General features: G+C 68.9%; 24 protein-coding genes. 10 read left to right on the forward strand and 14 right to left on the reverse strand.

Annotated features, from left to right (window positions below; translation table 11 throughout):
- Positions 1-102: 102 nt before the first annotated feature.
- Entirely contained in the window at positions 103-2,889 is a 2,787-nt protein-coding gene (locus CHC08_RS22630; RefSeq protein ID WP_089209348.1) for a bifunctional glycosyltransferase/CDP-glycerol:glycerophosphate glycerophosphotransferase, read from the reverse strand.
- A gap of 169 nt (positions 2,890-3,058) precedes the next feature.
- Positions 3,059-4,519: an ATP-binding protein gene (locus tag CHC08_RS22635; RefSeq protein WP_089209349.1), complete on the reverse strand. Its 1,461-nt coding sequence runs from the start codon at positions 4,517-4,519 to the stop codon at positions 3,059-3,061.
- A gap of 212 nt (positions 4,520-4,731) precedes the next feature.
- On the opposite strand from CHC08_RS22635, the gene CHC08_RS22640 reads away from it, so the two are divergent.
- Both CHC08_RS22640 and CHC08_RS22645 read left to right on the forward strand, forming a co-directional pair.
- Positions 4,732-5,271, forward strand: coding sequence for an RNA polymerase sigma factor (locus tag CHC08_RS22640; RefSeq protein WP_245878477.1), 540 nt, complete (start codon positions 4,732-4,734; stop codon positions 5,269-5,271).
- Positions 5,271-6,410, forward strand: a complete 1,140-nt coding sequence (locus CHC08_RS22645) for a hypothetical protein (protein ID WP_089209350.1) — start codon at positions 5,271-5,273, stop codon at positions 6,408-6,410. The genes CHC08_RS22640 and CHC08_RS22645 overlap by 1 nt, the downstream gene beginning before the upstream one ends.
- A 137-nt stretch (positions 6,411-6,547) precedes the next feature.
- On the opposite strand, the gene CHC08_RS22650 is transcribed toward CHC08_RS22645, so the two are convergent.
- From CHC08_RS22650 to CHC08_RS22685, 8 genes are all read right to left on the reverse strand, one after another.
- Positions 6,548-7,393, reverse strand: a complete 846-nt coding sequence (locus CHC08_RS22650; protein WP_089209351.1) for an SRPBCC family protein — start codon at positions 7,391-7,393, stop codon at positions 6,548-6,550.
- Positions 7,394-7,511: 118 nt separating this feature from the next.
- Positions 7,512-8,396 (reverse strand): FAD binding domain-containing protein, encoded by an 885-nt coding sequence (locus CHC08_RS22655; RefSeq protein WP_089209352.1) that lies wholly within the window; start codon positions 8,394-8,396, stop codon positions 7,512-7,514.
- Positions 8,393-10,981: a xanthine dehydrogenase family protein molybdopterin-binding subunit gene (locus CHC08_RS22660; protein WP_245878478.1), complete on the reverse strand. Its 2,589-nt coding sequence runs from the start codon at positions 10,979-10,981 to the stop codon at positions 8,393-8,395. The genes CHC08_RS22655 and CHC08_RS22660 overlap by 4 nt, the downstream gene beginning before the upstream one ends.
- Complete coding sequence (locus CHC08_RS22665) at positions 10,978-11,496, reverse strand: (2Fe-2S)-binding protein (protein WP_089209353.1); 519 nt, start codon at positions 11,494-11,496, stop codon at positions 10,978-10,980. Before CHC08_RS22665 ends, CHC08_RS22660 begins: the two co-directional genes overlap by 4 nt.
- A 92-nt stretch (positions 11,497-11,588) precedes the next feature.
- A complete protein-coding gene (locus CHC08_RS22670; RefSeq protein WP_089209354.1) occupies positions 11,589-12,506 on the reverse strand; it encodes a pyridoxamine 5'-phosphate oxidase family protein in 918 nt (305 codons plus the stop codon).
- A 6-nt stretch (positions 12,507-12,512) separates the two neighbouring features.
- Entirely contained in the window at positions 12,513-12,956 is a 444-nt protein-coding gene (locus CHC08_RS22675) for a VOC family protein (protein ID WP_089209355.1), read from the reverse strand.
- Positions 12,957-13,317: 361 nt separating this feature from the next.
- The gene (locus tag CHC08_RS22680) at positions 13,318-13,893 is read right to left on the reverse strand and encodes a CGNR zinc finger domain-containing protein (RefSeq protein ID WP_089209356.1); all 576 of its coding nucleotides are present in this window, start codon (positions 13,891-13,893) and stop codon (positions 13,318-13,320) included.
- Between the two features lie 53 nt (positions 13,894-13,946).
- The gene (locus CHC08_RS22685) at positions 13,947-14,495 is read right to left on the reverse strand and encodes a PadR family transcriptional regulator (RefSeq protein ID WP_089209357.1); all 549 of its coding nucleotides are present in this window, start codon (positions 14,493-14,495) and stop codon (positions 13,947-13,949) included.
- A 90-nt stretch (positions 14,496-14,585) separates the two neighbouring features.
- Here CHC08_RS22685 and CHC08_RS22690 point away from each other — a divergent pair, with 90 nt between their 5' ends.
- Both CHC08_RS22690 and CHC08_RS22695 read left to right on the forward strand, forming a co-directional pair.
- A complete protein-coding gene (locus tag CHC08_RS22690; protein WP_089209358.1) occupies positions 14,586-15,143 on the forward strand; it encodes a DUF3159 domain-containing protein in 558 nt (185 codons plus the stop codon).
- A gap of 164 nt (positions 15,144-15,307) precedes the next feature.
- Positions 15,308-16,603 carry a carotenoid oxygenase family protein gene (locus CHC08_RS22695; RefSeq protein ID WP_089209359.1) on the forward strand — a complete coding sequence of 432 codons (1,296 nt, stop codon included), beginning with the start codon at positions 15,308-15,310 and terminating at the stop codon, positions 16,601-16,603.
- Positions 16,604-16,715: 112 nt separating this feature from the next.
- On the opposite strand, the gene CHC08_RS22700 is transcribed toward CHC08_RS22695, so the two are convergent.
- Positions 16,716-16,922: a hypothetical protein gene (locus CHC08_RS22700; protein ID WP_089209360.1), complete on the reverse strand. Its 207-nt coding sequence runs from the start codon at positions 16,920-16,922 to the stop codon at positions 16,716-16,718.
- Entirely contained in the window at positions 16,912-18,507 is a 1,596-nt protein-coding gene (locus CHC08_RS22705; protein ID WP_089209361.1) for a PspC domain-containing protein, read from the reverse strand. The genes CHC08_RS22700 and CHC08_RS22705 overlap by 11 nt, the downstream gene beginning before the upstream one ends.
- 141 nt (positions 18,508-18,648) lie before the next feature.
- Here CHC08_RS22705 and CHC08_RS22710 point away from each other — a divergent pair, with 141 nt between their 5' ends.
- The 6 genes from CHC08_RS22710 to CHC08_RS22735 all read left to right on the forward strand — a co-directional run bounded on the left by CHC08_RS22710 (position 18,649) and on the right by CHC08_RS22735 (position 24,381).
- On the forward strand, positions 18,649-19,866 hold the full coding sequence (locus CHC08_RS22710; protein WP_089209362.1) for an ATP-binding protein: 1,218 nt from the start codon (positions 18,649-18,651) through the stop codon (positions 19,864-19,866).
- Positions 19,867-20,005: 139 nt separating this feature from the next.
- Positions 20,006-20,644 (forward strand): response regulator, encoded by a 639-nt coding sequence (locus CHC08_RS22715; protein ID WP_089209363.1) that lies wholly within the window; start codon positions 20,006-20,008, stop codon positions 20,642-20,644.
- 94 nt (positions 20,645-20,738) lie between these two features.
- Entirely contained in the window at positions 20,739-22,187 is a 1,449-nt protein-coding gene (locus CHC08_RS22720; RefSeq protein ID WP_245878482.1) for a glutamate-cysteine ligase family protein, read from the forward strand.
- Between the two features lie 178 nt (positions 22,188-22,365).
- Positions 22,366-23,052 (forward strand): neutral zinc metallopeptidase, encoded by a 687-nt coding sequence (locus CHC08_RS22725; protein ID WP_089209365.1) that lies wholly within the window; start codon positions 22,366-22,368, stop codon positions 23,050-23,052.
- A gap of 101 nt (positions 23,053-23,153) precedes the next feature.
- On the forward strand, positions 23,154-23,417 hold the full coding sequence (locus CHC08_RS22730; protein WP_179282162.1) for a WhiB family transcriptional regulator: 264 nt from the start codon (positions 23,154-23,156) through the stop codon (positions 23,415-23,417).
- A 166-nt stretch (positions 23,418-23,583) separates the two neighbouring features.
- Positions 23,584-24,381, forward strand: coding sequence for a CPBP family intramembrane glutamic endopeptidase (locus CHC08_RS22735; RefSeq protein ID WP_245878479.1), 798 nt, complete (start codon positions 23,584-23,586; stop codon positions 24,379-24,381).
- 33 nt (positions 24,382-24,414) lie between these two features.
- On the opposite strand, the gene CHC08_RS22740 is transcribed toward CHC08_RS22735, so the two are convergent.
- Both CHC08_RS22740 and CHC08_RS22745 read right to left on the reverse strand, forming a co-directional pair.
- Complete coding sequence (locus CHC08_RS22740; protein ID WP_089209367.1) at positions 24,415-25,152, reverse strand: ABC transporter permease; 738 nt, start codon at positions 25,150-25,152, stop codon at positions 24,415-24,417.
- A 40-nt stretch (positions 25,153-25,192) separates the two neighbouring features.
- Positions 25,193-25,912 (reverse strand): PIG-L deacetylase family protein, encoded by a 720-nt coding sequence (locus CHC08_RS22745; protein WP_089209368.1) that lies wholly within the window; start codon positions 25,910-25,912, stop codon positions 25,193-25,195.
- Positions 25,913-26,022: the final 110 nt, after the last annotated feature.

Consider the following 26,022-nt stretch of genomic DNA (forward strand, 5'->3'; position numbering starts at 1 on the left):
CATCCCGACCGCTCCAGGTTCGTCCGCGTCCCGCTCATCCCGACCGCTCCAAATTCGTCCGCGTCCCGTTCATCACGGCCGCCCCAGGTTCGCCCGCCCTACTCACCACGGCCACTCCAGCAGGGGCAGCCGGATCGGGCGCCGCGTGGTGACGGGTGGCCAGACCTGCACGGGAACCTGTGCCTTGGTGGGTTCGAAGAAGGCGTCCACGACCTTCGCCGCGGCGTTCCCCTTCTCGTCGGAGCACCACATCCTGCGAAACTCGGCGTACTTCGCGGCGAACGACGCGGCCACGCAGTCCAGGTCGTTCAGCACGTGGATCAGTTCCTCGGTGGTGGTCAGACAGGGGCCGGGGGCGATCTCGGGCAGGTCGTAGTAGACCCCCCGTTCGACCCTCCGGTATTCGTCCCAGTCGTCGATCAGGAACAGCATCGGCCGGCCGGTGATCGCGTAGTCGCACATCAGGGACGAGTAGTCGGTCAGCAGCGCGTCCGAGGCGAGCATCAGGTCGTTGATCTCCGGATACCATCCGGCCGGGCGGACGAAGTGGCGCAGATGCTGCGGAACCCTGTAGCGCTCGACCGGGTGAGGGCGCAGGATCACCACCCACTCGCCCGCCAGGGCCTCGGCCATCATGGTCAGGTCGGCCCTGACCGACCGCCCCGAGGATCTGGCCTGGTCCCGGTAGGTGGGTGCGTAGAGCAGCACCTTGGGCCCCCGTGGGATCTCCAGCAGGTCCTTCGCCCGCCGTACCGCCTCGTCGTCACCGTGGACGAGGACGTCGCACCGGGGCGAGCCGTACCGCAGGACGAGGCCCCTGTAGTCGTTGGCGGGCAGGAAGGTCCGCTCGAACTCGGCGCTCGGCGAGACCAGCGCGTCCCATCGCTCCACCGCGGCCCGCCACTGCGCTCGCGGCCCGGGGAAGTCGGCGCGCAGGTCGGGCGAGTTGAAGCCGGTCGACTTGATGCCCTGGCCGTGCCAGGTCTGCAGGTAGCGCGTCCCGGACGGCTTGGGATAGGACAGCGGCATGCCGTGGCTGTCCACCCAGTAGCCCGCCCTGGCCATGGTCCAGATGTGGCGCCAGCTCATCCGCCGCACCAGCTTGGCGTCCGAGGGGAAGTTCCGCCGGGTTCTGGCGACCGACCAGACCATCTCCAGCGGAGTCCCGCGCCGCCTGAGCTCCTCGTAGACGTAGCGCGGGCTGCCGGTGTATCCGGTGCCGACGTCGGACTCGAACAGTGCCAGGTTCTCGCGGGGCGACAGGAACCTGATCAGTCCCTTGTAGACGCGGAGTTTCACGTGCGGCCGGCCCAGGCGTTTCAGCAGCTTGACGTGGGTCCGCCAGAGCAGCCGGGGCATCTTCCAGACCGGGCCCTTCCGCCGCCACTGCACCCGCAGGAACGCGGCCTGTCCCTCCGCCCCGACCGTGACCTCGTGCCAGGGGACGACCGCCCTGATCGGTGCGGCGGACGGGTCGACGAGCAGCTGGTCGGAGGTGACCCGGCCGTCGGCGCGGACGATCGCGATGCTCGGGTCGTAGCGGCCGTCGAAGCCCAGGCGGCCGTGCCTCAGCGTGGCGAGGTCGATCGTCGCCTCGCTCAGGTGACTGCCGTCGTCCTGTTCACGCGGCGTCAGCCGTACCTCATGGTTCTTGAACCGCAGGAACGCGGACCAGCCCGGGTTGGCGACGAGTACCCCGAACGGGTCGTAGGTCCTGATCGCCAGCGTGATCCGGGTGCCCTCACCGGTGAAGGACGCCTCGTGACGGAGCCTGGCCTCGGTGTAGGGCAGCTCGGCCATCCGGAGCGAGGTGATCTCCATCCCCTCGGCCGGGGCGGTGCCCCAGTAGGTCCGCCCGCCCTCCTGTACGGCGAAGCGCGGCGCGGCCCTCGGCCCGTTCAGGGACCGGGCGGCGACCAGGAGCTCGTCGGTCCGGCCGTCGAGGATGAGGCGGCAGCAGACCTGGACGACCGGATCCATCGGCTCGAACGCCGCCGGGTCCAGCTCCGTCAGGTAGGGGCGGACCAGCGACACGAACTCCTCGGCCCATTCGACATCGCGCGAGGGCAACGGGTTGAGGTAGACCCGCAGGTCCTGGCGGACGAACCGGCGCTGCCGCTCGGGCACCAGGTGGGCGAGACCGTTGTCGCGCAGGATGGCGTCACTCAGCCGGGCCGCCCTGATCCGTTGCCGGACGTTGTCCATCTCCCTGATGCTGAGCGAGATCGACAGCCGCGAGTCGCCCTCCTCCACGGCCCGATGCCAGAGGTAGACGACCCACGGCACCACGGCGAACCGCCGCGCGGCGCAGTAGAGCTCGGCGGTGAAGACGTGGTCCTCGTAGTACAGGTCTTCCCGAAACGGCAGCCGCCTGATCAACTCGGCCCGGTAGAGCTTGTTGGTGCTGAAGGAGTCGAGGAACATCTCGGGCGCCTCGGAGATCCCCTCGACGGTCCTGCGCCTGGCGAACAGCTCGGGATAGTAGGCCCGGGTCTTGCCGTTCCACTCGTACAGCCGGGAGATCTGCCCGGTGACGAAGTCGGCGTCGGTCCGCTCGATCTCCAGCACCATGCTCTTGCAGGCGTGCCTGGGCAGCTCGTCGTCGCTGTCGAGAAACATGATGTACGGCGCGCGGGCCGCCTCGACCCCGTCGTTCCGTGGCGCTCCGCATCCTCCGCTGTTGACGTCCCGCCGCAGGTAGCGGATCCGATGGTCCTCCCGCTGGAGCTCACCGGCGACCCGTTCGGTGTCGTCGGTGCTCGCGTCGTCGACGATGACCACTTCCAGGTTCCGCAGCGACTGGCCGAGCACGGACCGCACGGCCCTGGGAAGCCGCGCGTCGTCGTTGTAACCGATAACGACCACGCTGCACTCTGGTGTTTTGATCACACTACGAGTTGTTCCCGTAACTAAAGGCGGTCTTGTCCGTCTTGTGGAGTGATGACCGTCTTTTGGGGCTTATCTGAAAGAAGATGATTCTCGCTTCGTCGTCTCGTCTTCCGGTCCCATGCTTGCCATTGACCAGGTGGTACGACGGAGATGTGGGTCTCAGCCAGTATCAGGTTTCGTCGTCTGATCCAGCCAGTCGGTACACGGTGTGGCTTCCGCGGCCTCCATGTACCCGCACCAGGCCGTCGGCGCGCAGAGGCTTAAGCGCGTATTGGATCTGGCGTTCGCTGAGCCCGGTCTCTGCCATCAACTGGTTCATGGTGGCAGCCTTTCTTTCGAGAGCTTCCATCAATAGGGCCGCATTGACGGATCTTGATTTTTTAGATTTCCCTTTCTTTTCCGGTAGGGCGGAATTGACGAGTCGGGCCGTGAACCGGATCGCTTGATCATGGAAATGAGGTGGAGGCATCTGAGCGGCTTGTAGGCTGGTGAGGATCGTGGGAATCCCGGAGGCGAGTGCTTCCACGACTCTTCGTTCGGGTCCGAAACGGACGTTCTGGCAGATTCGTAGGAGCCAGGCGTTGCGAGACGAGGTCACTCCCGTCCGCCCGAGATTGTCGACCGTCACCCCCCATAGGCCGCCGGGATTGGTCAAGATCAGTTGGCCGGGTTCGAGTCGCAAGGTGATGGCCTGAGTGAGCGCATAGGGTCCCAGATCGCGGTGTACGAGGGCGTTGGAGAGCAACTCTCGTACCGCCTCGGGGGGATATTCCCGCTCATCGTGCGTGTGTCCTTGAGCCGACTGGCGGATGCGGGTCTGACTGTTTCGCTGGACCCAGTTGAGAGCTTGTTCCAGCATCAAGGGGATGGGCCCGTCGAAACGTTGAACGTCGAGAGCGCGGATGCCTGCGGTACCGGCCTTTCCCGTTGTGACGCTGGCTTGAATGATCGCGTTGGGCATGAACTGCTGGGGATAAACGCCGAGAGCGAGCAGACCGGCAACTGTAGGTGTTCGGTCCGGGCCGGCAGTGACGCCAGTACGGAACAGAATGTCATCGTCGCTGAGCCGGGCGAGGCTGGTCGAGCCGGCTCGGGAGCTGACGATGTAGGAAATCAGCAACTCTGGATCGAGGTCATCGCGAGTTGCCCCGGAGATGGTCGCCTGATCGAATCGAGGAGTATCTCTGGAGGCAAGAAACGCTTGTTCCTCGATCTGCGAGAGTTCATAGTCACCGTCATACGCGCGTAGGTACGCTTTTCCTGTACTTCGAACGCGGCAGGGTTTAGCCGAGCTGGGGATCTCGTGGACCTGAGCGACGACTACGCGGGCACCTTCGAACTCGAAGTCCTGAACCTCGAAGGTGATGGGAGGTATCAGATTCTGGCGTGCCACAGTGGCGAGAGCGCTCTTGCAGAGAGCAACGTCATAGACGCCAGTGGCGGTGAAGCCGCTGCGCTCATCGACCCCAAAGATCAGCAGGCCGCCTCCTGGAGTATTCGCGAAGGCGGAAAGGGTCGAAATGACGGTTTTTGGAAAGCCGTCAGCGGCGGTCTTCGCCTCGATATCGGCAACGTCGCCGCCTTCTACGCGCAACCGGCCGATGATCGTTCTAAGCTCTCTCAAATCCACAATCTAAATCTACAGTCAAATCGACAATAAATCGACAACCTTGAAGTCTGGCATGGCACCCACAGTCTGGATCATGGGTGGTCCTGTCCGATCGCGGGTTCGGCACGGCTGGGTGCTGCTGATCGACAGTGGCTTCATGGCTGAAAAACAGGGAAGGGTGGGGTGTCCGCCGGGCAATAAGGGGTGTCCTGTCCTTCCGGCAAGGGAGACCCTTGCAGATCGTTACTCCCGGCACCGTCTCGGTCGTCGATCCCGAGCGGTTCGGCACCGTCTTCGACGCGCACTACGAGGAGATTCGCCGCTACATCGGGCGGCGGCTCGACCTCGACGTCGCCGAGGATCTCGCATCCGAGACCTTCCTGATCGCGTTCCGCCAGCGCGGACGCTTCGACCTCGCGCGGGGCGCGATCCGGCCCTGGCTGTACGGCATCGCCACCAACCTGATCGGCCGCCACCGCCGGGCCGAGCTGCGCCGCTACCGCGCCTTGGCCAGGACCGGTCCGCCGCCGGACGACGACGGTCATGACCAGCGGGTCGCCGACAGAGTCACGGCAGGGGTGACGGTCGGCCGGCTCTCGGGGGCGCTGGCGGGGCTGTCGAAGGGGGAGCGGGACGTGGTGCTGCTCATCGCGTACGGCGGGCTGACCTATGACGAGGTCGCCGAGGCGCTCGGGGTCGCCAACGGCACCGTGGCCTCCCGGCTCAGCCGGGCCAGGACCAAGCTGCACAAGTCGCTGGGAGTGGAGGTCTGATGAACGAGTTCAAGCTCATCGACGACGTGATGCCGGACGTCCCGCCCTCCGATCCCGGGAGGATGGCCGAGGCCAGGGCCAGGGTGCTGAACGACGGGCGCTCCAGGTGGCGGTTCGGCTGGACGGCCGCCGCGGTGGCGGCGGCTACGGTCGCGGTCATCGTGCCGGCCGTGGTCGTGCCACGCCTCGGGGCACCCGTCGTGTCCTCCGTGCCCGATCCCCGGCATACGCTGGAGCCCGATCCCCGGCAGGCGCTGGAAGCGGCGGCCGACATGGCCAGACGTTCGGAGCCCGGGAGCGGCGACGTGTGGCGGGCGACGATGGAGATCACCACACAGGTGCAAGGCTCGCGCTACTCCGTGAACGAGCGTGTCCTCCAGACCCTGTGGCGGTCCAGACACCCAGTGACGATGCTGAGAGAGCGACGACTCCTCGGTGTGCAACCGGTCACTCCCGCCGACCGGGCCGCCTGGAAGCGCGCGGGCTCGCCGAAGCTGTGCGAATCAACCATTAAATGTGTAAACGGCACACTTTTCCTCAAGCCCGGCCAGACGGAGTACGAGATATACAGCCGGGAGAAGGCGCCGCTGCTCCGGCGAGGGCTGGTCGGATTCGATCTGAGGCCTTCGGGGGACATCAAGCTGTCCGGCGATCCCGCCGCGCTCAAGTCGGAACTGCTGAAGTCCTGGCCCACCTACCGGGACGATCCGCAGCGTGGTAAAACTCTCCCGGGCATGTCCATGGACGAGTGGCTCTGGTCGGTGGGGACGAGCCTCCCGGAGGCGCTGCCGCTCTCCCCCGCGACGCGTGCCGCTCTCTACCTCATGCTCGCGGACCTTCCCGGTGCCCGGGTCTTCAGCCAGGGGGACGAGGTGATAGTGGCCCGACCGTTCCAGACCGGCTACGCGGAGGACCGTGTCGTGATCGATCGGGCCACCGGAACACTGGTGGCGATCCGGAAGGTACTGGTGAGATCGGTTCCCCGAGACAAGGGCTCCGGTGCCGACCGGCCCGACCTGCCACTGGGGACGGTCACCCACGAGGTCGCGTTCGTGAAGGTGGGCTGGACCGAGATCGGCCGCGGGCTTCCCATGGAATGCGCGCCGAGCATCAATAAAACGGGTCAGTGCGTTCGCTGACGCCGGCGGATCTCCGCGACGGACGTTGACGCCGATGGATCTCCGCGACGGGAGACGGACGGCGACGGCCCGGCCCTGTCGCGGGGGCCGGGCCGACGGGGTCGCCCAGACCTGTCGCGGAGGCCGGGCCGACGGGGTCAGCGGCGGCGCAGGGTCCGGCGGACCAGCCAGCCGATCAGGACGAGACCCGCCAGAGCGGCCACCACCGGGGCGACGCGCTTGAGCAGGGGGAGACCCGCGACCTCCAGGAGGTTGAGCGCCTCCTCGTCCGGCGAGAGGGAGGTGCGGGAGGTGCCGGCCGGGTGGGCCTCGCGGGAGACGGCCCTCTCCGTCGTGACGAACCCGTAGGACGAGGGCACCGCGGCGAGGTGGCGGACGGGCTCCTCCTTCTTGAGGATCTCGCTCTCGGTGACGTCGAGGCTCTCCGTGACCTCCGGGCCTTCCATGATCCTGGGGCCCTTCTCCGGGCTCTCCCCGGCCTTACCCGTCCCGACCTGGCCTGGGACCTCCGGCTCCGTCTCCGAGGTCTCCGAGCCGGTGCCCAGCAGCGCGGCCAGGTTGGCCGCGAACTTGTCGATCAGCTTGCCGCCGATCTCGGCCATCACCCCCCGGCCGAACTGGGCCGGGCGGCCGGTCACGTTGAAGGAGGTGTCGACGGTGACCCGGGTGTCCGTGCCCTCGGGGTGCAGCCGCGCGATGACCGTGGCCCCGGCCGTGCCCGAGCCCCTGGCCTCCTTGCCGGCGGCCTTGATGGTCAGGGAGTGGGCGTCCTTGTCCACGTCTTCGAACGTGGCCTCGCCCTGGTAGATGACCGTGATCGGCCCGACCTTCACCTTCATCCGGCCGGTGAAGGAGTCGTCGCCCACCGTGTCAAGGGCCGCTCCGGGCAGGCAGGGCGCGACCCGCTCGACGTCGAGCAGCACCGACCACGCCTGCTCGACCGGCACCGGAACCGTGAACTCGTGCTCGAACCGCATCGCCATCGATCCGCTCCTTGTCGGTCGGCCGCTCCCGCGACATTCCGACCACGTACGGGAGCGCATCTACCAGTATGCCGCTATCGCAGGCGGGAAGCGGACTCCCCGCCTGCGACAACGCGACTCAGCGGCCCGCGACTCCGATCGCCCTGTGGGTCAGCACCCGGGCCAGATGGCGTCGGTAGTCGGGCTGGGCGTGCAGGTCCGACGGGGGAGAGGTGCCCTCGTCGGCCCCGGCGCAGGCGTCCCTGACCGGATCGTGCGCGCCGTTGGAACCGGCCGCCGCGATGCTCACACCACGTATCGCGGCCTCCACCGCCCGTGCTCGCACGGGTGTGGAGCCCATGTTGGTCAGCCCGATCCTGGCCTCCTCGATCGTCCCGTTGCTCCGCCGTACGGCGGCCGCCACGCCGACGATCGCCCACGCCTGCGCGGTCCTGTGGAACTTCTCGTAATGGAAGCCCCATCCGGGACCGAGAGCGGGCACCTTGACGCCGATCAGCACCTCGCCGGGTTCGAGCGCCGACTCCAGATAGTCGACGAAGAACTCGGCCGCCGGGATCTCCCGCTCGCCCTCGCCCGACCGGACGACGAACACGCAGTCCAGCGCCAGCGCGACGGCGGGCAGGTCCCCGGCGGGGTCGGCGTGGGCCATCGACCCGCCGAACGTGCCGCGGTGCCGTACGGCGGGATCGGCCACCGTGGCCGTCGCCAGCGCGACCAGCGGGATCCGTTCCCTGACCACACCGGAGCGCAGCACCTCGTCATGCGTGGTGAGCGCGCCGATGAACACGTGGTCGCCCCGATCCTCCACCCCGCGCAGCTCGGGCAGCCGCCCGAGATCCACCAGCGCGGACGGATAGGCGAGCCGTAGCCGGAGCAGCGGCAGCAGGGACTGGCCACCGGCCAGCACCTTGACGTCGTCGCCGGAGGACGCGGCCTCACCCAGCACCTGGCACGCCTCGTCCAGGGACGCGGGCCGGACGTAGTCGAACGGTGCGGGAATCATCGGTCTCCTCCCTCGGCTTCGGTTCCCTCGGCCGCGGTCGGCCCCACCCAGTCGGTGCGATCTCCGGCTGTTCCCGGTTCTCCCCGATCGGTGGTGTCTCCGGCCAGTCCAGGTCCCACCCAGGCGGTGTTGCCCTCGGCGGTGCCGCCGGTGTTGCCGGCCAGTCCCGGTCCCACCCAGGCCGTCTCGCCCGCCGCGATGACGGTTCGCCAGACCCGCTCCGGCGTGCAGGGCATTCGCACGTCGTGCACGCCGTACGGGCGCAGCGCGTCGACGATCGCGTTGACGATGGCCGGGGTCGAGGCGATCGTCCCCGCCTCGCCGACGCCCTTGACGCCCAGCGGGTTGCTGGTCGCCGGGGTCTCGGTCCGGTCGGTGGTGAAGTCGGGCAGGTCGGACGCCGACGGGATCAGGTAGTCGGCCATCGTCGTGGTGAGCATGTTGCCCTCGGAGTCGTAGACCGCCTCCTCGAACAGCGCCTGGGCGATGCCCTGCGCGATGCCGCCGTGCACCTGGCCCTCGACGATCAGCGGGTTCACCACGGAACCCACGTCGTCCACGGCCACGTAGGAGCGGATCTTCGTCGCGCCCGTCTCGGTGTCCACCTCGATCGCGCACAGGTGGGTGCCGTGCGGGAAGGAGAAGTTGTCCGGGTCGAAGGTCGCGTCGGCGTCCAGGCCCGGTTCGAAGCGGTCGGGAAGGTCGTGCGCGGCGAAGGTGGCCAGCGCGAGCTCCTGGATGGTCTTGCCCGAGTCGGTGCCGCGGACCTTGAACGTGCCGGCGGCGAACTCGATGTCGTCGGCCGAGGCCTCAAGCATGTGCGCGGCGAGCTCCCGGGCCTTGTCCTTCACCTTCTCGCAGGCCTGGAGTACGGCGATGCCGCCCACGACCAGCGAGCGGGATCCGTAGGTGTCCATGCCCTTGTGCGAGATGGACGTGTCGCCGTGCAGCACGGAGACGTCGTCGAACGGCACGCCCAGCGCGTCGGCCACGATCTGGCTCCAGGCCGTCTCGTGTCCCTGACCGTGCGGGCTCGTCCCGGTGACCACCTCGACCTTGCCCGTGGGGAGCATCCGGACCGAGGAGTGCTCCCAGCCACCCGCGCCGTAGCTCAGGCTGCCGAGCACGCGCGAAGGGGCCAGACCGCACATCTCGGTGAACGTCGAGACGCCGATGCCGAGTTGCACGGGATCGCGCCGGTCACGCCGGTCGGCCTGCTCGGCACGGAGTTTGTCGTAGCCGAGCAGGGCCAGTGCCCTGTCCGTGGCGGCCTCGTAGTTGCCGGAGTCGTAGGTCAGCCCGCAGATCGTGGTGTACGGGAACTCCTCGTGGGTGATCCAGTTGCGGCGCCGTAGCTCGATCGGGTCGAGACCCAGCTCGTGCGCGAGCTCGTCCATCGCCCGCTCGATCGCGAACGTGGCCTCGGGACGCCCCGCGCCCCGGTAGGCGTCGGTCGGCATCTTGGTGGTGAAGACGCCGGTGCAGGTGAAGTCGTAGGCGTCCATCTTGTAGATGCCGTTGTACATGAACGCGCCGAGGATCGGGATGCCCGGCGTGACCAGCATCAGGTACGCGCCCATGTCGGCGAGGAGGTCCACCCGGACGCCCCTGATGAGCCCGTCCCGCCCGGCCGCGATGGAGATCCGCTGGAGCTGGTCGCGGCCGTGGTGCACGGTCAGGTTGCCCTCGGTCCGGGATTCGGTCCACTTGACCGGTTTGCCCAGCCTCCGGGTGATGAGCAGGCCGAGCACCTCCTCCGCGGTGACCTGGAGTTTGGAGCCGAAACCGCCGCCTACGTCGGGGGCGATCACGCGCAGCTTGTGCTCGGGGATGCCGGTGGTCAGCGCGAGCATGACGCGCAGCACGTGGGGGATCTGGGTCGAGGAGTAGAGGGTGAAGGTCTCGCCGTCGGTGGTGGCCACGACCGCGCGGGGCTCCATCGCGGTCGGGATGAGCCGTTGCTGGACGTAGGTGCGGTCGATCACCACGGGGGCGTCGCGGAACGCCGCGTCGATGTCGCCTCCGGCGAACTTCCAGGTGAACGCCTTGTTGCCGGTCTCATGGACCTTCGGGCTGCCCTCGGCGAGCGCCTCGGTCATGTCGATCACCGCGTCCAGCGGCTCGTAGTCGACCTCGATCGCCTCCAGCGCGTCGGCGGCCTTGTAGCGGTCGGTGGCGACCACGCAGGCCACCGCCTCGCCGACGTAGCGGACCTCCTCGACGGCCATGGGCGGGTGGTCCGGGATGACGATGTCCTCGGTGACCGGCCAGGCACAGGGGAGGCTGCCCTGCTCGTCGGCGAAGTCCTGTCCGCTGTAGACGGCGACCACGCCGGGCCGGGTGCGCGCGGCGGAGGTGTCGACCCGGGTGATCCGGGCGTGGGCCATCGGGCTGCGCAGGAAGGCCACGTACAGCATGCCCGGGAGCTGGATGTTGTCGGTCCAGGTGGTCCGGCCGGTGACCAGCCGGGCGTCCTCCTTGCGCCTACGGGCCTTGCCGACCTCGTGCGCGCCGCTGGGCCGGCTGAGCTGGTCGCTCTCGGCGATCTGCTCGGCGATCAGACCGGCGTCGAGTTGCTCGCTCATGGCGTCCGCACCTCCCGCTCGGTCTGCTCAGCCTGCTCGGGCATGCTCCGCTGAGACATCTCCCGGGCGCCGCGCCGTACCGCCCGGACGATGTTGCAGTAGCCCGTGCAGCGGCACAGGTTGCCCTCAAGCCCTTCGCGGACGGTCTCCTCCGACGGGTCGGGGTCGTCCCTGAGCAGGTCGATCGCGGCCATGATCATGCCGGGGGTGCAGTAGCCGCACTGCAGGGCGTGTTCCTCGTGAAAGGCTTTCTGCATGGGATGCCATTCGTTCCCGTGCGCCAGACCCTCGATCGTGACGACGTCGTTCCCGTCCGCCTGTACGGCGAGCACGGAACAGCTCTTCACGCTCATGCCGTCGAGCATCACGGTGCAGGCGCCGCAGTTGCCGGTGTCGCAGCCGATGGGTGTGCCGGTCTTACCGAGCCGATCTCGCAACAGGTGAACGAGGAGAAGACGCGGCTCAACGTCCTCCTGGTATGTGATTCCGTCGACAGTGACGGTGATTCGGGGCATACATCCTCCAGGTGCACCCAGAAGAAATGGAGATGTGAAAGCCGACAAATGTGAACCTACGCCCCTGTAGTTCCTGGTCAACCCCCTACGTTCTACCCTCCTTCACCATCTGTTTCACCGCTGGGTGCGGGCGGGTTGAAACGGGAGTAGTCGCCGAACCTCCAGCGGAGCGGGCTGGATCCCCGGACGTGGACGGCCAGGTCCAGCTCGAACTCGACCATCCGCTGCGCGCCGGGGACCTCGCCCGGATCCCAGCCGACGCGTGCGCGCCCGGTCAGGTGCAGCGCGTCGCCGCTGTCCCAGTCGAGGAAGAGCAGGCCGCAGCTCTCGTCCAGCTCCAGATTCCCCAGCGTCATGTACATCGAGTTGCCCACGTAGTCCGGCCAGACCAGCCGGCGCTCGCCGACGACCCGGACGAATCCAGGGTTGCCGCCCCGATGTGACAGGTCGGTGCCGAGGCCGGGAGCCCGGGTGGCGACAAAAAACGTGTCGGCGCTCTCGATCCACGCCCGGTGCTCGCCGGTGAACGTCCTCGCCGAGGAGGAGCCTCCGGCGACGGGTGGTCCCGCCGGCTCCTCGGTGATGTCCCGGGCCTGGATGTATTTGGGGCAGTTCGCATACGTCTGCTCCGTATGGACGACCAGCAGCCCGCCCTTCCGCGCGACCTGGCCGTTGACCCGCATCCTGCGCCTGGTCCGCGGCTCGATCGCGATCATCCCGATCTCGGCCTCGGACCCCTCGGCCAGCCCCGCCAGCGGATCATGCTCGCCCGGAAGCGCGTCGATCACGATCGTCCGCTCGTCCACGGCCCTGGTGAATCCCTCGGCCCCCGTCAACGCGGTCGCCCAGAGCCGCTCGTCCCGCCCCGACGCCCCGATCACGAGCATCCGCTGCCGCTCGATGAACTCGGCCGCCGCCGGGGGGATCTCCGGCCGCGTCCTGGCCGAGCCCCACTCCCCGGCTCGGACCCCCGCCCGTCGCTGTACCGCCAGCTCTCCCACGTGTTTCATGGTCGTTTAGAAGAAGCCGCAGGTGGGGGCGTCGGGGGTCGGCGCGGGAGAGGTGTCCGCACCGGTCGGCGAGAAGATCTCCAGCCTGATCCCGTCCGGGTCCTCGAAGAACACGCCGCCCGAGGAGGCACCCTCGCGGTGCGCGGCCACGCCGTCGTGGTGAAGCGTGGCTCCGAGCTCCCGGATCACGGTCTCCGCCCTGCGGACCGCCTCGATGTCCGCCACCTGGAAGGACAGGTGATGAAGTCCGGGGGTTCCGGTGGCGAAGCGGCCCTCGCTCTGCTGCCAGAGGGTCAGCAGGAGCTTGCCGTCGAGGCCGAGGAAGGCGTAGCGCCGGTCCGCCTCGCCGGACTCGCCGAAGATCTCGAAGCCGAAGACCTTCAGGTAGAAGTCCTTGGACGCGTCGAGGTCGGAGACGTTGAGGCCGACGTGGCCTGTCTGGAAGGTCATCGGTCTTCCTCTCATCGCGACTTCTAACGGTATATTCCGTTAGAACGAATGAGGCAAATATAACGGGACAATCTAAACTGTGCCGTTACAAATATGTGAGATAGGTCACTCTCGCCACGGTGTCCCGATGGTTCCGCCGGGACGGTCTCCGGCCTCGGGGCAGGCGTCGGCGGACGGAGCGGGAAGTCGGCGGGGTGGTGGAGAGCCCTGGGGGAGGTCGGTCGTCCCGCTGCCGTGATGGGGAAAACCCTGAGGAAGGGGCGGTGCGAAGGTCGCGCCCCGGTGTCGCGGAGCGGCCGGGGGAAGGGCCGTCGTCCCGGTGCCGCGGGGTGGAAACCCCAGGGAAGGACCGGCGTGAAGGTCAGTCGTCCCGGTGCTGGCGATAGTGACGGGCGGCGCGGGCCCGGTTGCCGCAGGCCACCGAGCACCACTCCTGGCGGGCGTGCTCCTTGACGAAATAGAGCACGCAGCGCGGAGCCGGACAGGCGCGCAGGTGCTCGCGGTGCGCCCCGGCCAGCAGCTCGACGGCCGACGCCGCGAGGACGGCGCGCAGGCGTGGAGAAACCTCCGCCCGACCGGCCAGGACGTTCGTCGCCTTCGGATCCTCCCCGTCGGGCCATTCCAGTCGCGGGGCCATCGGCACGGCCAGCGTCGTGGCGTTGACCAGGGCGATCGACTCGGCGAAGCCCGGCAGCCGGTCGGCGTCGGCGCTGCTCGCCGGGCCCGGCGCGACGGCCCTGGCGAACAGGGACCGTACGGCCTGCCGCAGCTCGACCACCTCGCGCCGCAACTTCTCCGAGGCGACGAACGACTGGCCGAGCCCCAGCTCGGCGGCGTGTGCCCGACCCCACTCGGTCATGCCCGCGACATCCGAGAGCGTGTCCGTCAACCCCGCTCGTGTCGCACGGAGCGTACTGACGAACTCCAGAGCCAACATCCCCGCAGTCTAACGCCTGATGCGCCATTGAGCCGTGAGAACGCCTCTCCCCCTTACCGCGCTGCCGGTGGTGCGTCCGTGCCGGAGCTTCGCTCGATCTCGCCTTCGGCCCATTCGGCCCATTCGCGTTGCATGGCGCTGAAGCGCAGGCCCCACTCCAGGGAGAGGAGACCGAAGACCGACAGGTCGTCCTCGCCCTCGGCGACGAATTCGGTCAGCGCCTCCCATTTCTCATGCTCCTCCGCCGAGATCTCGGCCTGTCGCCTCAGATAGGCACGTGCCTGCTCGGAGTCGACCTGGCCGAGGAAGAAGACGCGCAGAAGCATGTCGCTGCGCACGATCTTGCGGGGCTCGACCGCCGTCAGCCAGTGGTGGAGCTCGGCGAGCCCCGCGTCGGAGATGGCGTACTCCTTGCGGCCTCGCGGTCCCTCCGCGGCGACCGTCACCAGCTCCGCGTCCGCGAGGCGGCCCAACTCCGCGTAGAGCTGGCTCTGCGTGGCGGGCCACACGTTGGCCAGGGAGATTTCGAAGATCTTGAGGAGGTCGTAGCCGCTGGCGGGATTCCTGGCGAGCAGACCGAGCAGCGCGTGTCGAAGGCTCATGGGAGTAACCCTACCTTCCTGTGTTGACATGTCACTTTAGGAGATTCTACATTCGACCTGTCACAATAGGAACGTTGAAAAGAGCCTCCCATGCTTCGCAGCCTTCTCGGGTTCCTCCCGTGGATCGTCTACGCCGTCATCGCCACCAGCGACAACTGGCGCTACGGCGCGGTGGCCGGGCTTGTGATCGCCCTCGCGGTCATCGTCGCCGACCGCCGGGCGGGCAAGGACTGGGACCAGATGGTGATCGAGTCCAGCGCGGCGGTGTTCTTCACCGTGATCACCCTGATCTCCTTCGTCTCCCCGGATTCCCCCCTCATGCCGTACGGCCCGGCCCTGGTCAACGTCTGGCTCGGCATCACGAGCTGGGGCTCCCTGGCCATTCGCAAGCCGTTCACCCTGGGCATCGCCCGGAGCATGACACCGCCGGAGGTGTGGCGGACGCCGCAGTTCTACCGCGTCAACGCGATCATCACCTCGGTGTGGGGCGTCTCCTTCATCGTCGCCGCCGTCTCACTGGCCGCCCTGCTCCACGTCGCGCCGCACGCGACCGCCGCCGTTCTCGTGATCAAGATCGTCACCTTCGTGGCGCCCGCCGTCTTCACCGCCCGCTACCCGAAAATCGTCGAGGCCCGCTACGCGGCCTGACCCCCGCCCCCGGCTTCCCCCAAGGCCCGGAACGTGGCCTGGGTCTCCGTCTCGCCGGCTTCCCCGAAGGCCCGTGACGCCCGCCCGGATCCCCGTCTCGCCGGTCTTTCCGAAGGTCCCGGCACACCGTTTTCCCCGTTCCCCCGGCTTACCTGGAGCTCACCATGCCCTCCTATCTGTCAGGCAACCTCGCCCCCGTCCCCGACGAGATCGGCGTCGCCGACCTACCGGTCGTCGGCGCCCTCCCCGAGGAACTCACCGGCCGCTACTTCCGCAACGGGCCCAACCCGCTGCCCGGCCAGGACCCGGGCCACTGGTTCACCGGGCACGGCATGATTCACGGCCTGAGGCTCCGCGACGGCCACGCCGAGTGGTACCGCAACCGGTGGGTCCGCACCCGCGAGTTCACCGACGGCGCCCCCTTCCTCGGCCCGAACGGCATCGACCTGACCGCCGTCCCCGCCAACACCAGCGTCGTCCGGCACGCGGGCAGGATCCTCGCGCTCGTCGAGAGCGGCCTGCCGTACGAGATGACGCCGGAACTGGACACGGTCGGGCCGTGGGACTTCGGCGGGCGGCTGACCACCGCGATGACCGCGCACCCGAAGCAGGACCCGGTCACCGGTGAGCTCCACTTCTTCGGGTACGGCTTCTTCGCCCCCTACCTGACCTACCACCGGCTGTCCGCCACGGGCGAGCTGGTGGAGAGCCGGGTCGTGGACGTTCCCGGGCCGACGATGATCCACGACTTCGCGATCACGGAGAATCACGTCGTGTGGCTGGACCTGCCCGTCGTCTTCGACATGGACCTGCTCGGGCGCGGCATGCCGTACCGGTGGGACGACTCCTACGGCGCGCGGCTCGGCGTGATGGACCGTGGCGGCCGGGTGACCTGGTTCGAGGTGGACCCGTGCTACGTGTTCCACGTGGGAAACGCCCGCGAGGACGCCTCGGGGCGGGTGGTGCTCGACGCGGTCCGCTATTCCCCGGCCGCCTTCGTGGAGACCTGGAGCCGGATCGGAGGCAGCGCCAATCCCGTCGCCGACGCGGACGGCGCGATGTTGCACCGGTGGGTGCTCGACCCGGCGAGCGGCGCGGTCGGGGAGGAACAGCTCGACGACCGCGTCGTCGAGTTCCCCACCTTCAACGAGGACCGGCTCGGCCGGACCAGCCGGTTCCTCTACACGGTGTCGCGGGACGCGGTGGTGAAGTACGACACCGTGACCGGCGTCGGCCGTGCCAGGGATCTCGGCGCACGGCCGAGTGAGGCGGTCTTCGTGCCCGCCTCCGGCGCCCGGTCCGAGGATGACGGCTGGCTGTTGTCGATCGTCACCGATCACGCGGGAGAGGGTTCGGAACTGCTCGTGCTGGGCGCCGCCGACCTGGACCACGTCGCGTCGGTACGGCTCCCGCGCCGCGTCCCGGAGGGCTTCCACGGCTCCTGGATCGCCGATCACTGAGCCGCGCCGACCCCGGTTCGAGGTCGGCGCCCTCGCCCGGCGGTCCCGCACACGACGCCGAGCGGTACCCGTCCCCCCAACCGGCCCGGCCGAGGCTCGAAAGGCGTCCCGCCTAGCGCCGGATCACGCGGGCGAGGATGGCGACCAGGCCGGCGAAGCCCAGACCGCACAGGACGATCGGAAGCATGATCAGCGAGTCGACGGTCGGCTGGTTGATGAAGATGATCCCGACCGCGATGAACAGCATGCCGCTGAGCAGGGCCATCCAGTCCGTGCGGTGCCGGCGGCCACGGCCGGGCCGGTCGAGGTCAGGCCGCACGGCGCACCTCCACGTCTCCGATGCCCGCCTTGACGTTCAGAACGATGGTCGCCACGTCGCCCTTCGGGGTCACCTCGGGTTCGAGGATCTTGTTGTGCTGGATGTCGGCCCCTCCCTCCACCGCATGGTCGATTTTGACATCGCCCAGTTTGGTGTATCCGTTGACCTCGACCCTGGCCGTCGGCGGAACGATCACACTGATCTCGCCGACCGACACCGAGGCGTCGAAGACGGTCCGCGAACCCGGCGGGAGGACCAGTTCGCTCAGATCCAGGGTGCCGTCGCCGACGCCCACCGAGTAGTTTCTGACGACCTCGGAGAGCGTGGCCGGTTCCCAGTTGTAGCTGCCGAACTTCTTCGGCATCTCGGTCAACGTGGATCCCGCGACCAGGGCGATCGAGATGATGGCGCCGAGGGCGACCAGGCCGGCACCCCGGCCGAACCAGGCGGCGACCAGAAGGCCGCCACCGACGACGACGAGCATCGCGCCACCGGCGACCGTCATGTTGATCGATCCTGAGGCGGACTGGATCGCCACGATGATCCCTCCAACGATCATGGCCAGAAATAGGGTGAGACTCCCGATGAACGACCTGGGCCGTCTCGGCTGGGGCGCCGTCCGCACCGGCGCGCCGTGCCCGGACAGGTCGTAGGGGGAGTACTGCTGATGCCGCCTGCGGGGATCCAGAGGCTGGTAAGGGCCGTAGGGCGAGAACGGCTCGCCCGAGGAGTCGAACGACGGCCTGGGACGATACGGGCTCGACGGCACGTCTCCGTACGATCCCGCGGGCCCGGGCGATGGGGCGGATGCGCTGAGCCCCGGCTCGTCCCGGTGCTGAGCGGGAGCGGAGTCCGTCTCCTCGGTCGCGTCGGCGTGAGCGGGGGCCGCGCTCGTCTCCGCCGTCATCGGGGCGTCGGCGCGAGCGGTCGCGTGCGTGGACGTCCGGGCATCCGTGTGAGCGGACGCGCGTGGGCCGGTGTGGGCGGCCGGGTACGGCTCCGCGACGGGCGAGCCGCCGGGATCGGCATGAAGATCCTGACCGGGCCCGGATACGAAGGCGGCGTACGGCATCGCGGGCGGGTGGGAGGCACGACGGTTGCGTAGCCGCTCGGGCATGGACCGGGCCACCGCCAGCAGATCGACGCCGCGCGCGTGGGCGGTGAGCAGGGCGATGGCGAAGGTCGTGCCGACCACGACCGTGCCGGTGCCGATGCCGCCCGAGGACACGTTGATGATCAGGCCGAGGGCGAACACGGCGGTCAGCAGGGCGAGCACGGTCTCGCTGTCGAAGTCGCGCCGGGTCCACTGCTCGATGTAGCCGGGGGCGCCGCTGGTCTCGCGCATCAGCAGGAACGCCGCGATGTAGAGCATGATGCCGATCCCGGAGCCGAGGACCAGCACCGCGAAACCGACACGGAACAGTACGGGGTCGATCCCGGCGTAGCGCCCGAGTCCGGCGCAGACGCCGGTGAGCATGCGTCCCTCGTCGCTGCGCCGAAGATCACGAACGTCGCTGACGGCGGAGGTGGACGGCGAGTCGGACAAGGTGCTCGCCGGGTCCTGTGTGCTCCCGGTGTCGGTCATGTCCTTATCGTGGCCTTCCCGGGTGCCGATCGCATCCGGGACACCCCTGAGTCGTCCCGGAGAGGGCAGACCTCTCTCAGGGTCGTTTCAGGGGAACGCCTGATGCACTGAGAGGCCATTACGTGTGACGATGCTGACGATATGGCTGACCGACAGACAATTCGCGACGCGGCTCCCGTGACTCCCGAGAACCCCGCCGCCTTCCCCCGCCTGATGAGGCTGGTGCAGGGCAGGCTGGTCGCCGGGGTGGCACAGGGTGCCGCCGCCCAGCTGCGGCTCGATCCGGTCGTGCTGCGGCTGGCATTCGTGCTGCTCACCGTCCTGGACGGGATCGGGGCCGTGGCTTACGCGGCCCTGTGGATGTTCACCCCGCGCGAACCGTACGAGGGAAAGGAGCCTTCCAGGGACTGGAGCCAGTTCGCCGCCTACGTCGCGATCGGACTGGCCCTGATGTCCCTGGGCTGGCTCACCGGTGCCTCGTCGGGCGGGATCGGCGCGTGGCCGATCGCCGTCGGCGGGATCGGCTCTCTGATCCTGTGGCAGCAGGCCGACCCCGACCGGCGCCGGCGCTGGATGGACACGACGGTCGGGCAGGTGCGCCAGAACCGGGTCCGCACCTTCGCGGGGCTGGTGCTCGTCGTGGTCGGCGCGATCGGCTTCCTGGCGGCCAACGCCGATCTGAGTCAGGCCAGTTCCGGCATCGTGTTCACCCTGGTGGTCGTGGGCGGCGTCGGGCTGATCGCTGCCCCCTGGCTGGCCGGCCTGTGGAAGGAGCTGCAGCGGGAGCGCCGCGAGCGCATCCGGCAGGAGGAGCGTGCCGAGGTGGCCGCGCACGTGCATGATTCCGTGCTGCACACCCTGACGCTCATCCAGCGCAACGCCCAGGACTCGCGCGAGGTGATGCGGCTCGCCCGCTCCCAGGAGCGTGAGCTCCGGAACTGGCTCTACCAGCCCCAGCAGGACGCGGACGCGTCGGTGGCGGCGGCCGTACGCCGGGTGGCCGCCGAGGAGGAGGACACGCACGGGGTGCCGATCGAGGTCGTCTGCGTGGGCGACGGGCCGCTGACGCCGGAATTGTCCGCAATGATGCAAGCCGCAAGGCAAGCTATGGTCAACGCCGCGAAATACTCTGGGTCGGAGGTCATCTCCGTCTATGCCGAGGCCGAACCGGATGAGGTCACCATCTTCGTCCGGGACCGAGGCGTCGGGTTCGACATGGGAGAGGTGGCCGATGATCGAATGGGCATCCGCCAGTCGATCATCGGCAGGATGGAACGACACGGCGGCAGCGCCCGTGTGCGGACCGCGCCGGGCGAGGGCACGGAAGTGATGTTGACCATGAAGCTGGAGAAGGCGTGAGCGAGCGAGCCAGGAAGCAGCCAGTCAGAGAACGGCCCGCGGGAGGACATCCGGCGGAAGAACGGCCAGGAGGCGATCGGTCGGCGGGTCACCCGAGAGCCGGCCGGCACGGCGATTCGCGACCGGCGAAGGATGACTCATGAGCACCGTCAAGGTCCTGATCGTCGACGATCACCGGCTGTTCCGTTCCGGCGTACGGGCCGAACTGGGCGAGTCCATCGAGGTGCTCGGGGAGGCGGAGGACGTCGACTCCGCGGTCAAGGCGATCGCCGAGCTCCAGCCCGACGTGGTCCTGCTCGACGTGCACATGCCCGGTGGCGGCGGCCAGGAGGTGCTCCGCCGGGTCCTCGGCTCGGGTTCCACGGTCCGGTTCCTCGCCCTGTCGGTCTCCGACGCGGCCGAGGACGTCATCGGGGTGATCCGCGGCGGCGCCCGGGGCTATGTCACCAAGACCATCAGCGGCAGGGAGCTCACCGACGCGATCCGCCGGGTGGCCGACGGGGACGCGGTCTTCTCCCCGAGGCTCGCCGGTTTTGTGCTGGACGCCTTCGCCTCCAGCGAGGCCCCGCCGATCGACCCCGAGCTCGACTCGCTGACCCAGCGCGAACGCGAGGTCCTGCGACTGATCGCCCGCGGCTATGCCTACAAGGAGATCGCCAAGGAGCTGTTCATCTCGGTGAAGACCGTGGAGACCCACGTCTCGTCCGTCCTGCGCAAGCTCCAGCTCTCCAACCGCCACGAGCTCTCCCGCTGGGCCACGGCGCGGCGTCTGGTCTGATCCCCTATCTGTCTGGTCTGATCTGCCTGATCTGATCTGTACTATCTGTGACTTGTGTGCGACTCTGCGAAGTATGGGTCGCGACGTGCCAGCCATGGTTTTCAGCCGCGAGGACCGGAGACGCCACCGGGACAAGCTTCGCCGGTCTCTTGACGTCCTGGCGCAGATGTTGCGTGAGTCCAGGTTCGAGGACGACCAGCCGAAGGCCGGGCTGGAGATCGAGCTCAACCTGGTGGACGAGCGGGGCGAGCCCGCGATGAAGAACACCGAGGTGCTGGCGGCGATCGCGGAGCCCGACTGGGCGACCGAGCTCGGCCAGTTCAACGTGGAGATCAACGTCGCGCCGGAGTCCCTGGAGGGGGACGGCGCGACGCGGCTGGAGAAGCTGGTCCGGGACCGGCTCAACCACGCGGAGGAGCGAGCCCACACGGTCGGCGGGCACATGCTGATGATCGGCATCCTGCCCACGCTGCGGGAGAGCGACGTGCACGAGGGCACGCTGTCCGCCAACTCCCGCTACAAGCTGCTCAACGAGCAGATCTTCGCGGCGAGGGGCGAGGACCTGCATCTGTCGATCGAGGGCGACGAGGGCCTTGAGACCTTCGCCGACAGCATCACCCCCGAGGCGGCCTGCACGAGCCTTCAGCTCCACCTCCAGGTCAGCCCGGAGGCGTTCTCCGCCCACTGGAACGCGGCCCAGGTCCTCGCGGGACCCCAGGTGGCGGTGGCGGCCAACTCGCCGTTCCTGTTCGGCAGGAGACTCTGGCAGGAGACCAGGATCCCGCTGTTCGAGCAGGCCACGGACACCCGGCCCGTGGAGCTGAAGACCCAGGGCGTACGGCCCAGGGTGTGGTTCGGTGAGCGGTGGATCACCTCGGTCTTCGACCTGTTCGAGGAGAACTCCCGGTACTTTCCCGCGCTGCTGCCCCTGTGCGACGACGTCGACCCCCAGGAGCAGCTGGCTCGCGGCGTGACCCCCGAGCTCGGCGAACTGACCCTGCACAACGGCACCGTCTACCGGTGGAACAGGCCGGTCTACGCGGTGGTGGACGGGATCCCGCACCTGAGGGTGGAGAATCGGGTGCTGCCCGCCGGACCCTCGGTGGTGGACGTCGTCGCCAACGTCGCGTTCTACTACGGCCTCATGCGCGTGCTTCCCCATGCCGAACGCCCGGTGTGGACGCGCATGTCGTTCGTCGCGGCCGAGGAGAACCTGCACTCGGCCGCCCGGCACGGGCTGGACGCCCGGCTCTACTGGCCGGGGCTCGGCGTGGTGCCCGCCTCCGAGCTGATCCTGCGCCGCCTGCTGCCGCTCGCCCATGAGGGGCTCGACCTGTGGGGGACGGACCCCGGGGTGAGGGACCGGCTGCTGGGAATCATCGAGCGGCGGTGCGTGACGGGCACGACCGGGGCGAGCTGGCAGACCGACGCCGTGAACGCGATGAACGGCCTCGACAGGCACGAGGCGTTGCGCCGGATGACCCTGCGCTACATCGAGCACATGCATACCAACCAGCCCGTCCACACCTGGCCGTCGTTCTGACCGTCCCGACGGCAGGAGGCGACGTGCCCGGAAGCCGCGGTACGCGGGAGACGACGCGTTCGGGAGCCGAGACGCGTGCCCTCGCGCCAGGGGTGGCGCAACCGGGAGCCGAGGTGCGGGGAGACCGGGGTACGGGATCGCACTCGCGCCAGAGCCTCCGACTTGTCACGATAGAAGAATGAGAGCCATCTCGCTTTTCCTCGCGCTGCTCATGGTCACGGTCGTGGCCTGCGGGAGTGAGCAGCCGAACACGGACTCCGGCGTGGGCCCGGGTGCGGACTCGAGCACGGGAGCCGCCACACCCAGCGCGCGCGGGCAGACGTTTGAATCGGATGTCGAACTGGCCAGGGAGACCACCGAGGCGTACTGGAAGCAGACCTTCGCCGCCGGCGGGCTGACCTACCGCCCGGTCGAGGCCTTCATCGCCTACCAGGGAGAGAACGGCCCGGCCTGCGGCGGCCGGCCGGCGGTCCCGAACAACGCCTTCTACTGCCCGGCCGGGCACTTCATCGCCTACGACGAGAGCTGGATGCGCAAACTCAACGAGCAGATGGGCGACGGCTCGATATACGTGATCATTCCGCACGAGTTCGGGCACGCCGTACAGGCGCAGCTGAACACCACCTCCCAGCTCAACGTGGAGCTGGAGCTCCAGGCCGACTGCTACGCGGGCGGGACCCTCGGGGCGCTCGTCAAGAACGGAACGCTGGACGCGGAGGACGGCGACGAGGACGAGCTGTTGATCAACCTCGCCGCGGCGGGAGATCCCACCGACGACTGGCTGCGCCCCGACGCCCACGGTACGGCGGAGCAGCGCCAGTCGGTGTTCGTCAAGGGCTACAACGAGGGCACGGCTGTCTGCTGAGGTACACCCTGACGACTACCCGGCAATCCGCCGGAAGGTTGATGTCACGCAGGTGCGATCCACCTAGGCTGAGGGCCGGTGACCCACCAGGGGGTGATGTCATGCGGATGATGATCCGCGAGATCGGCTGGGCCACGCGGGGTGCGTGCCGCGAGAGTGATCCCGAACTGTTCTTCCCGCTGACGCCGTCGGACGAGCACGAGACCCGGGCGAAGGCGGTCTGCGAGGGATGTCCGGTGCTCAAGGAGTGCAGGGCCTACGCGATCCGGGAGGGGGAGCCCGAGGGAATCTGGGGCGGCCTCACCGTGAAAGAACGGCGCAGCCTGCGGTTCCCGTCCGGATGGCGGCGGTCCGCCGCGGGATGAACGGTTCCCGTCCGGACCGGATGGCGGCAGCCGCCGCGCGATGAACGGTTCCCGTCCGGAACGGCGGTAGCCCGCTGAGGGATGAACGGTTTCCGTCCGGATGGCGGCGGTCCGCCGCGGGATGAGCGTCGCTCGCGTAACCTCGAATCGAGCCGGAGGGGGCGGGATGCGCGAATTCAGGCCGCGGGGCGCCGCGTCCGCCGGTGTTCTGGCCGGCGCGGTAGCCGTGCTGGCGGCGGCCAACGTGCTCAACAACCGGGTGGCGCCGCGTCTGGCGCCGCTGACCTCGGTCGCGGCCACCGGTGCGCTGCTCGCCCTGGCGCGCCGTTCCGGGCTCTCCTGGTCCGATCTGGGGTTCCACAGACGCGCGCGGGGCCTGCGGATCGGCGGCGTGCTCGCCTCCGCCGTCGCCGTGGTCTACGGGGCCGGAATCGCCGTCCCCGCCACCCGCGGGTTCTTCCGCGACGAGCGCGCGCTGTCCCTGTCCCGCGCCCGCGCGCTTGAGGAGGCCCTGCTCCAGGTGCCGTTCGGCACGGTCCTGCTGGAGGAGGTCGGCTTCCGCGGCGTGCTCCACGGCCTTCTCACCCGCTCCCACGGAGCCGGTACGGCCACCGCCGTCTCCTCGGCCCTGTTCGGCCTCTGGCACGTGCTCCCCGCGGTCGACATGATGGCCGCCAATCCCGCGCTGAGCCGTCTGGCCGCGGGGGAGGCCCCCGCGGGGGAGACCTCGCGGGTGGTGATCGGGTCCGTGGTCGCGACGGGGTTCGCCGGGGTGTTCTTCTGCGAGCTGCGCCGGAGGGGAGGCCTGGCCGCGCCTTCGCTCTTCCACCTCGCGACCAACTCGCTGGGCTACCTGTTCGCCCGCCTCGTCCCACCGGAATCCGGCAGCGGACCCGGCAGTGAGGGTGGTCTCGGGGCTGACCGTGGCCTCGACCGGGGGGACATTCGCCGCACCGTGTCCTGAAACAGGGGGTTCGAGCCCGATCGCGGGACCGTCTCACCAGGTCCTGAACCGGCCGCGCGCCGCCAGTTCGATCGTGACGACCACGGCCACGGCCTCCGCCGCCAGCAGCGCGACCAGCACGATGAGCTGCACCACCCCGGCCTGGAGCGGGTCGGCGCCGCCGAGCAGCATCCCCACGAACGCCCCCGGCAGGGTGACCAGGCCCACGGCTCCCGTCTGGTCCAGCGCGGGCACCAGCGCCTGGGCCGCCGCCGGCCGGCAGATCTCCAGCGCCGCGTCCCGCTCGGACAACCCCAGCGCGAGCGCCGCCTCGACCTCGCCGCGCCGCTGGGTTAGCTCGTCCAGCGCCCGCCGTCCCGCGAGCGCCGTGACCGTCAGGCACCCACCGAGCAGGATGCCCACGATCGGGATCACCGTGATGCCCTTCAGCGGGACGGTGCCGGTGCCGAAGAGCAGGGCGAGAACCGGCAGGGTCCCCGCGGCGACGGGCACCGCGGCCCATCGGACGGCCGCTCCGGTGGTGATCCTGCGTCCCGCGGTCAGGCTCGCCACGCCGTACATGATCAGCACGAAGACCGTCACCGCGAGCGGTCGCTCGACGGCCCACACGATGATCAGCGACACCACGCCGAGCTGGACGACGGCGCGCAGGCATGACGTGAGCACGGCGCGCGCGTGCCCGAGGCGGCCGAGATAGGCGACGGCGGCACCCGCGAGGGCCAGAAGAAGGACGACGGCGACGGTGATGGCCGACAGGTGGACGGTGTTCACTCAGATCACGGTTTCCCTACCCGGTTCTCCGCCGGAGAACTCAGGCGGTGGAGACCCGCTGGAAGCCCTCGACGTAGCGGCCCTCGCCGAAGCCCGCCTCACGGGCGGTCTGGGAGAACCGGGTCCGTACGAAGTTCTCGAAGCCCTCCACGTGGCCAGTCTGGCTCACATGGGCGCGCAGCGCGGCGAGCTTGCGGTCGAAGGTCTCGGTGATGTCGATGTAGTGGTCGGGGGTCGTGCCGCCGCTGAGCCAGACCTCGCGGACCGTCCACGCCTCCAGGCCCTCTTCGACAAGAAGCGAGGGGAAGGTGTAGGGGTTGCGCGCGTCGGGGTAGACGGCGTCGAGGGTGGAGCCGCCGACCGCCCGGTGGTCGGGGTGGCTGGGGGCGATGAACCTGTAGTTGCGCTCCGGGGTATGAGTGATCACCAGGTCCGGCCTGACCTGGCGGATGACCCGGCAGATGTCGCGCCGCAGGTCCAGGCTCTGCACCACGGTCCCGTCGTGGTGGCCGAGAAAGCGCAGGTCGGTCACTCCGACGGCCTTGGCGGCGTCGGTCTGCTCGGTACGGCGGAGCTGGGCCATGCCGCCGTTGTCCAGCTCGCGGTCGAAGCCGCCGGCGTCGCCGTCGGTGGCGACGCAGTAGGTCACCTCGACGCCGCGGTCGGTGAACAGCGCGATCGATCCCGCGGCGGCGAAGTCGACGTCGTCCGGATGGGCGGTCACCACGAGGACCCGGTTGATCTCGTTCTCAGACAGCATGAGAAGCCCTTCTCCTTTTTTCTGTTTTCCGCAGATCGTTCCTGTTTTCCACGGATCGCTCGACCTTCGCAACCGCCGACGACTCTGTCCGCATTCCTTTCCGTCCTTGG

It is taken from the genome of Streptosporangium subroseum (assembly GCF_900188345.1).
Lineage (GTDB): Bacteria > Actinomycetota > Actinomycetes > Streptosporangiales > Streptosporangiaceae > Streptosporangium > Streptosporangium subroseum.

Excerpts from the sequence above, each read along its gene's own strand:
- CHC08_RS22745 (WP_089209368.1), bottom strand. The coding sequence starts at position 25,912 with ATGCTGTCTGAGAACGAGATCAACCGGGTCCTCGTGGTGACCGCCCAT.
- CHC08_RS22715 (WP_089209363.1), top strand. The coding sequence starts at position 20,006 with ATGAGCACCGTCAAGGTCCTGATCGTCGACGATCACCGGCTGTTCCGT.
- CHC08_RS22735 (WP_245878479.1), top strand. The coding sequence starts at position 23,584 with ATGCGCGAATTCAGGCCGCGGGGCGCCGCGTCCGCCGGTGTTCTGGCC.
- CHC08_RS22720 (WP_245878482.1), top strand. The coding sequence starts at position 20,739 with ATGGTTTTCAGCCGCGAGGACCGGAGACGCCACCGGGACAAGCTTCGC.
- CHC08_RS22710 (WP_089209362.1), top strand. The coding sequence starts at position 18,649 with ATGGCTGACCGACAGACAATTCGCGACGCGGCTCCCGTGACTCCCGAG.
- CHC08_RS22650 (WP_089209351.1), bottom strand. The coding sequence starts at position 7,393 with ATGGCGATGCGGTTCGAGCACGAGTTCACGGTTCCGGTGCCGGTCGAG.
- CHC08_RS22690 (WP_089209358.1), top strand. The coding sequence starts at position 14,586 with ATGCTTCGCAGCCTTCTCGGGTTCCTCCCGTGGATCGTCTACGCCGTC.
- CHC08_RS22685 (WP_089209357.1), bottom strand. The coding sequence starts at position 14,495 with ATGAGCCTTCGACACGCGCTGCTCGGTCTGCTCGCCAGGAATCCCGCC.
- CHC08_RS22655 (WP_089209352.1), bottom strand. The coding sequence starts at position 8,396 with ATGATTCCCGCACCGTTCGACTACGTCCGGCCCGCGTCCCTGGACGAG.
- CHC08_RS22730 (WP_179282162.1), top strand. The coding sequence starts at position 23,154 with ATGCGGATGATGATCCGCGAGATCGGCTGGGCCACGCGGGGTGCGTGC.
- CHC08_RS22665 (WP_089209353.1), bottom strand. The coding sequence starts at position 11,496 with ATGCCCCGAATCACCGTCACTGTCGACGGAATCACATACCAGGAGGAC.
- CHC08_RS22680 (WP_089209356.1), bottom strand. The coding sequence starts at position 13,893 with ATGTTGGCTCTGGAGTTCGTCAGTACGCTCCGTGCGACACGAGCGGGG.
- CHC08_RS22695 (WP_089209359.1), top strand. The coding sequence starts at position 15,308 with ATGCCCTCCTATCTGTCAGGCAACCTCGCCCCCGTCCCCGACGAGATC.
- CHC08_RS22725 (WP_089209365.1), top strand. The coding sequence starts at position 22,366 with ATGAGAGCCATCTCGCTTTTCCTCGCGCTGCTCATGGTCACGGTCGTG.
- CHC08_RS22705 (WP_089209361.1), bottom strand. The coding sequence starts at position 18,507 with ATGACCGACACCGGGAGCACACAGGACCCGGCGAGCACCTTGTCCGAC.
- CHC08_RS22675 (WP_089209355.1), bottom strand. The coding sequence starts at position 12,956 with ATGACCTTCCAGACAGGCCACGTCGGCCTCAACGTCTCCGACCTCGAC.
- CHC08_RS22670 (WP_089209354.1), bottom strand. The coding sequence starts at position 12,506 with ATGAAACACGTGGGAGAGCTGGCGGTACAGCGACGGGCGGGGGTCCGA.
- CHC08_RS22660 (WP_245878478.1), bottom strand. The coding sequence starts at position 10,981 with ATGAGCGAGCAACTCGACGCCGGTCTGATCGCCGAGCAGATCGCCGAG.
- CHC08_RS22645 (WP_089209350.1), top strand. The coding sequence starts at position 5,271 with ATGAACGAGTTCAAGCTCATCGACGACGTGATGCCGGACGTCCCGCCC.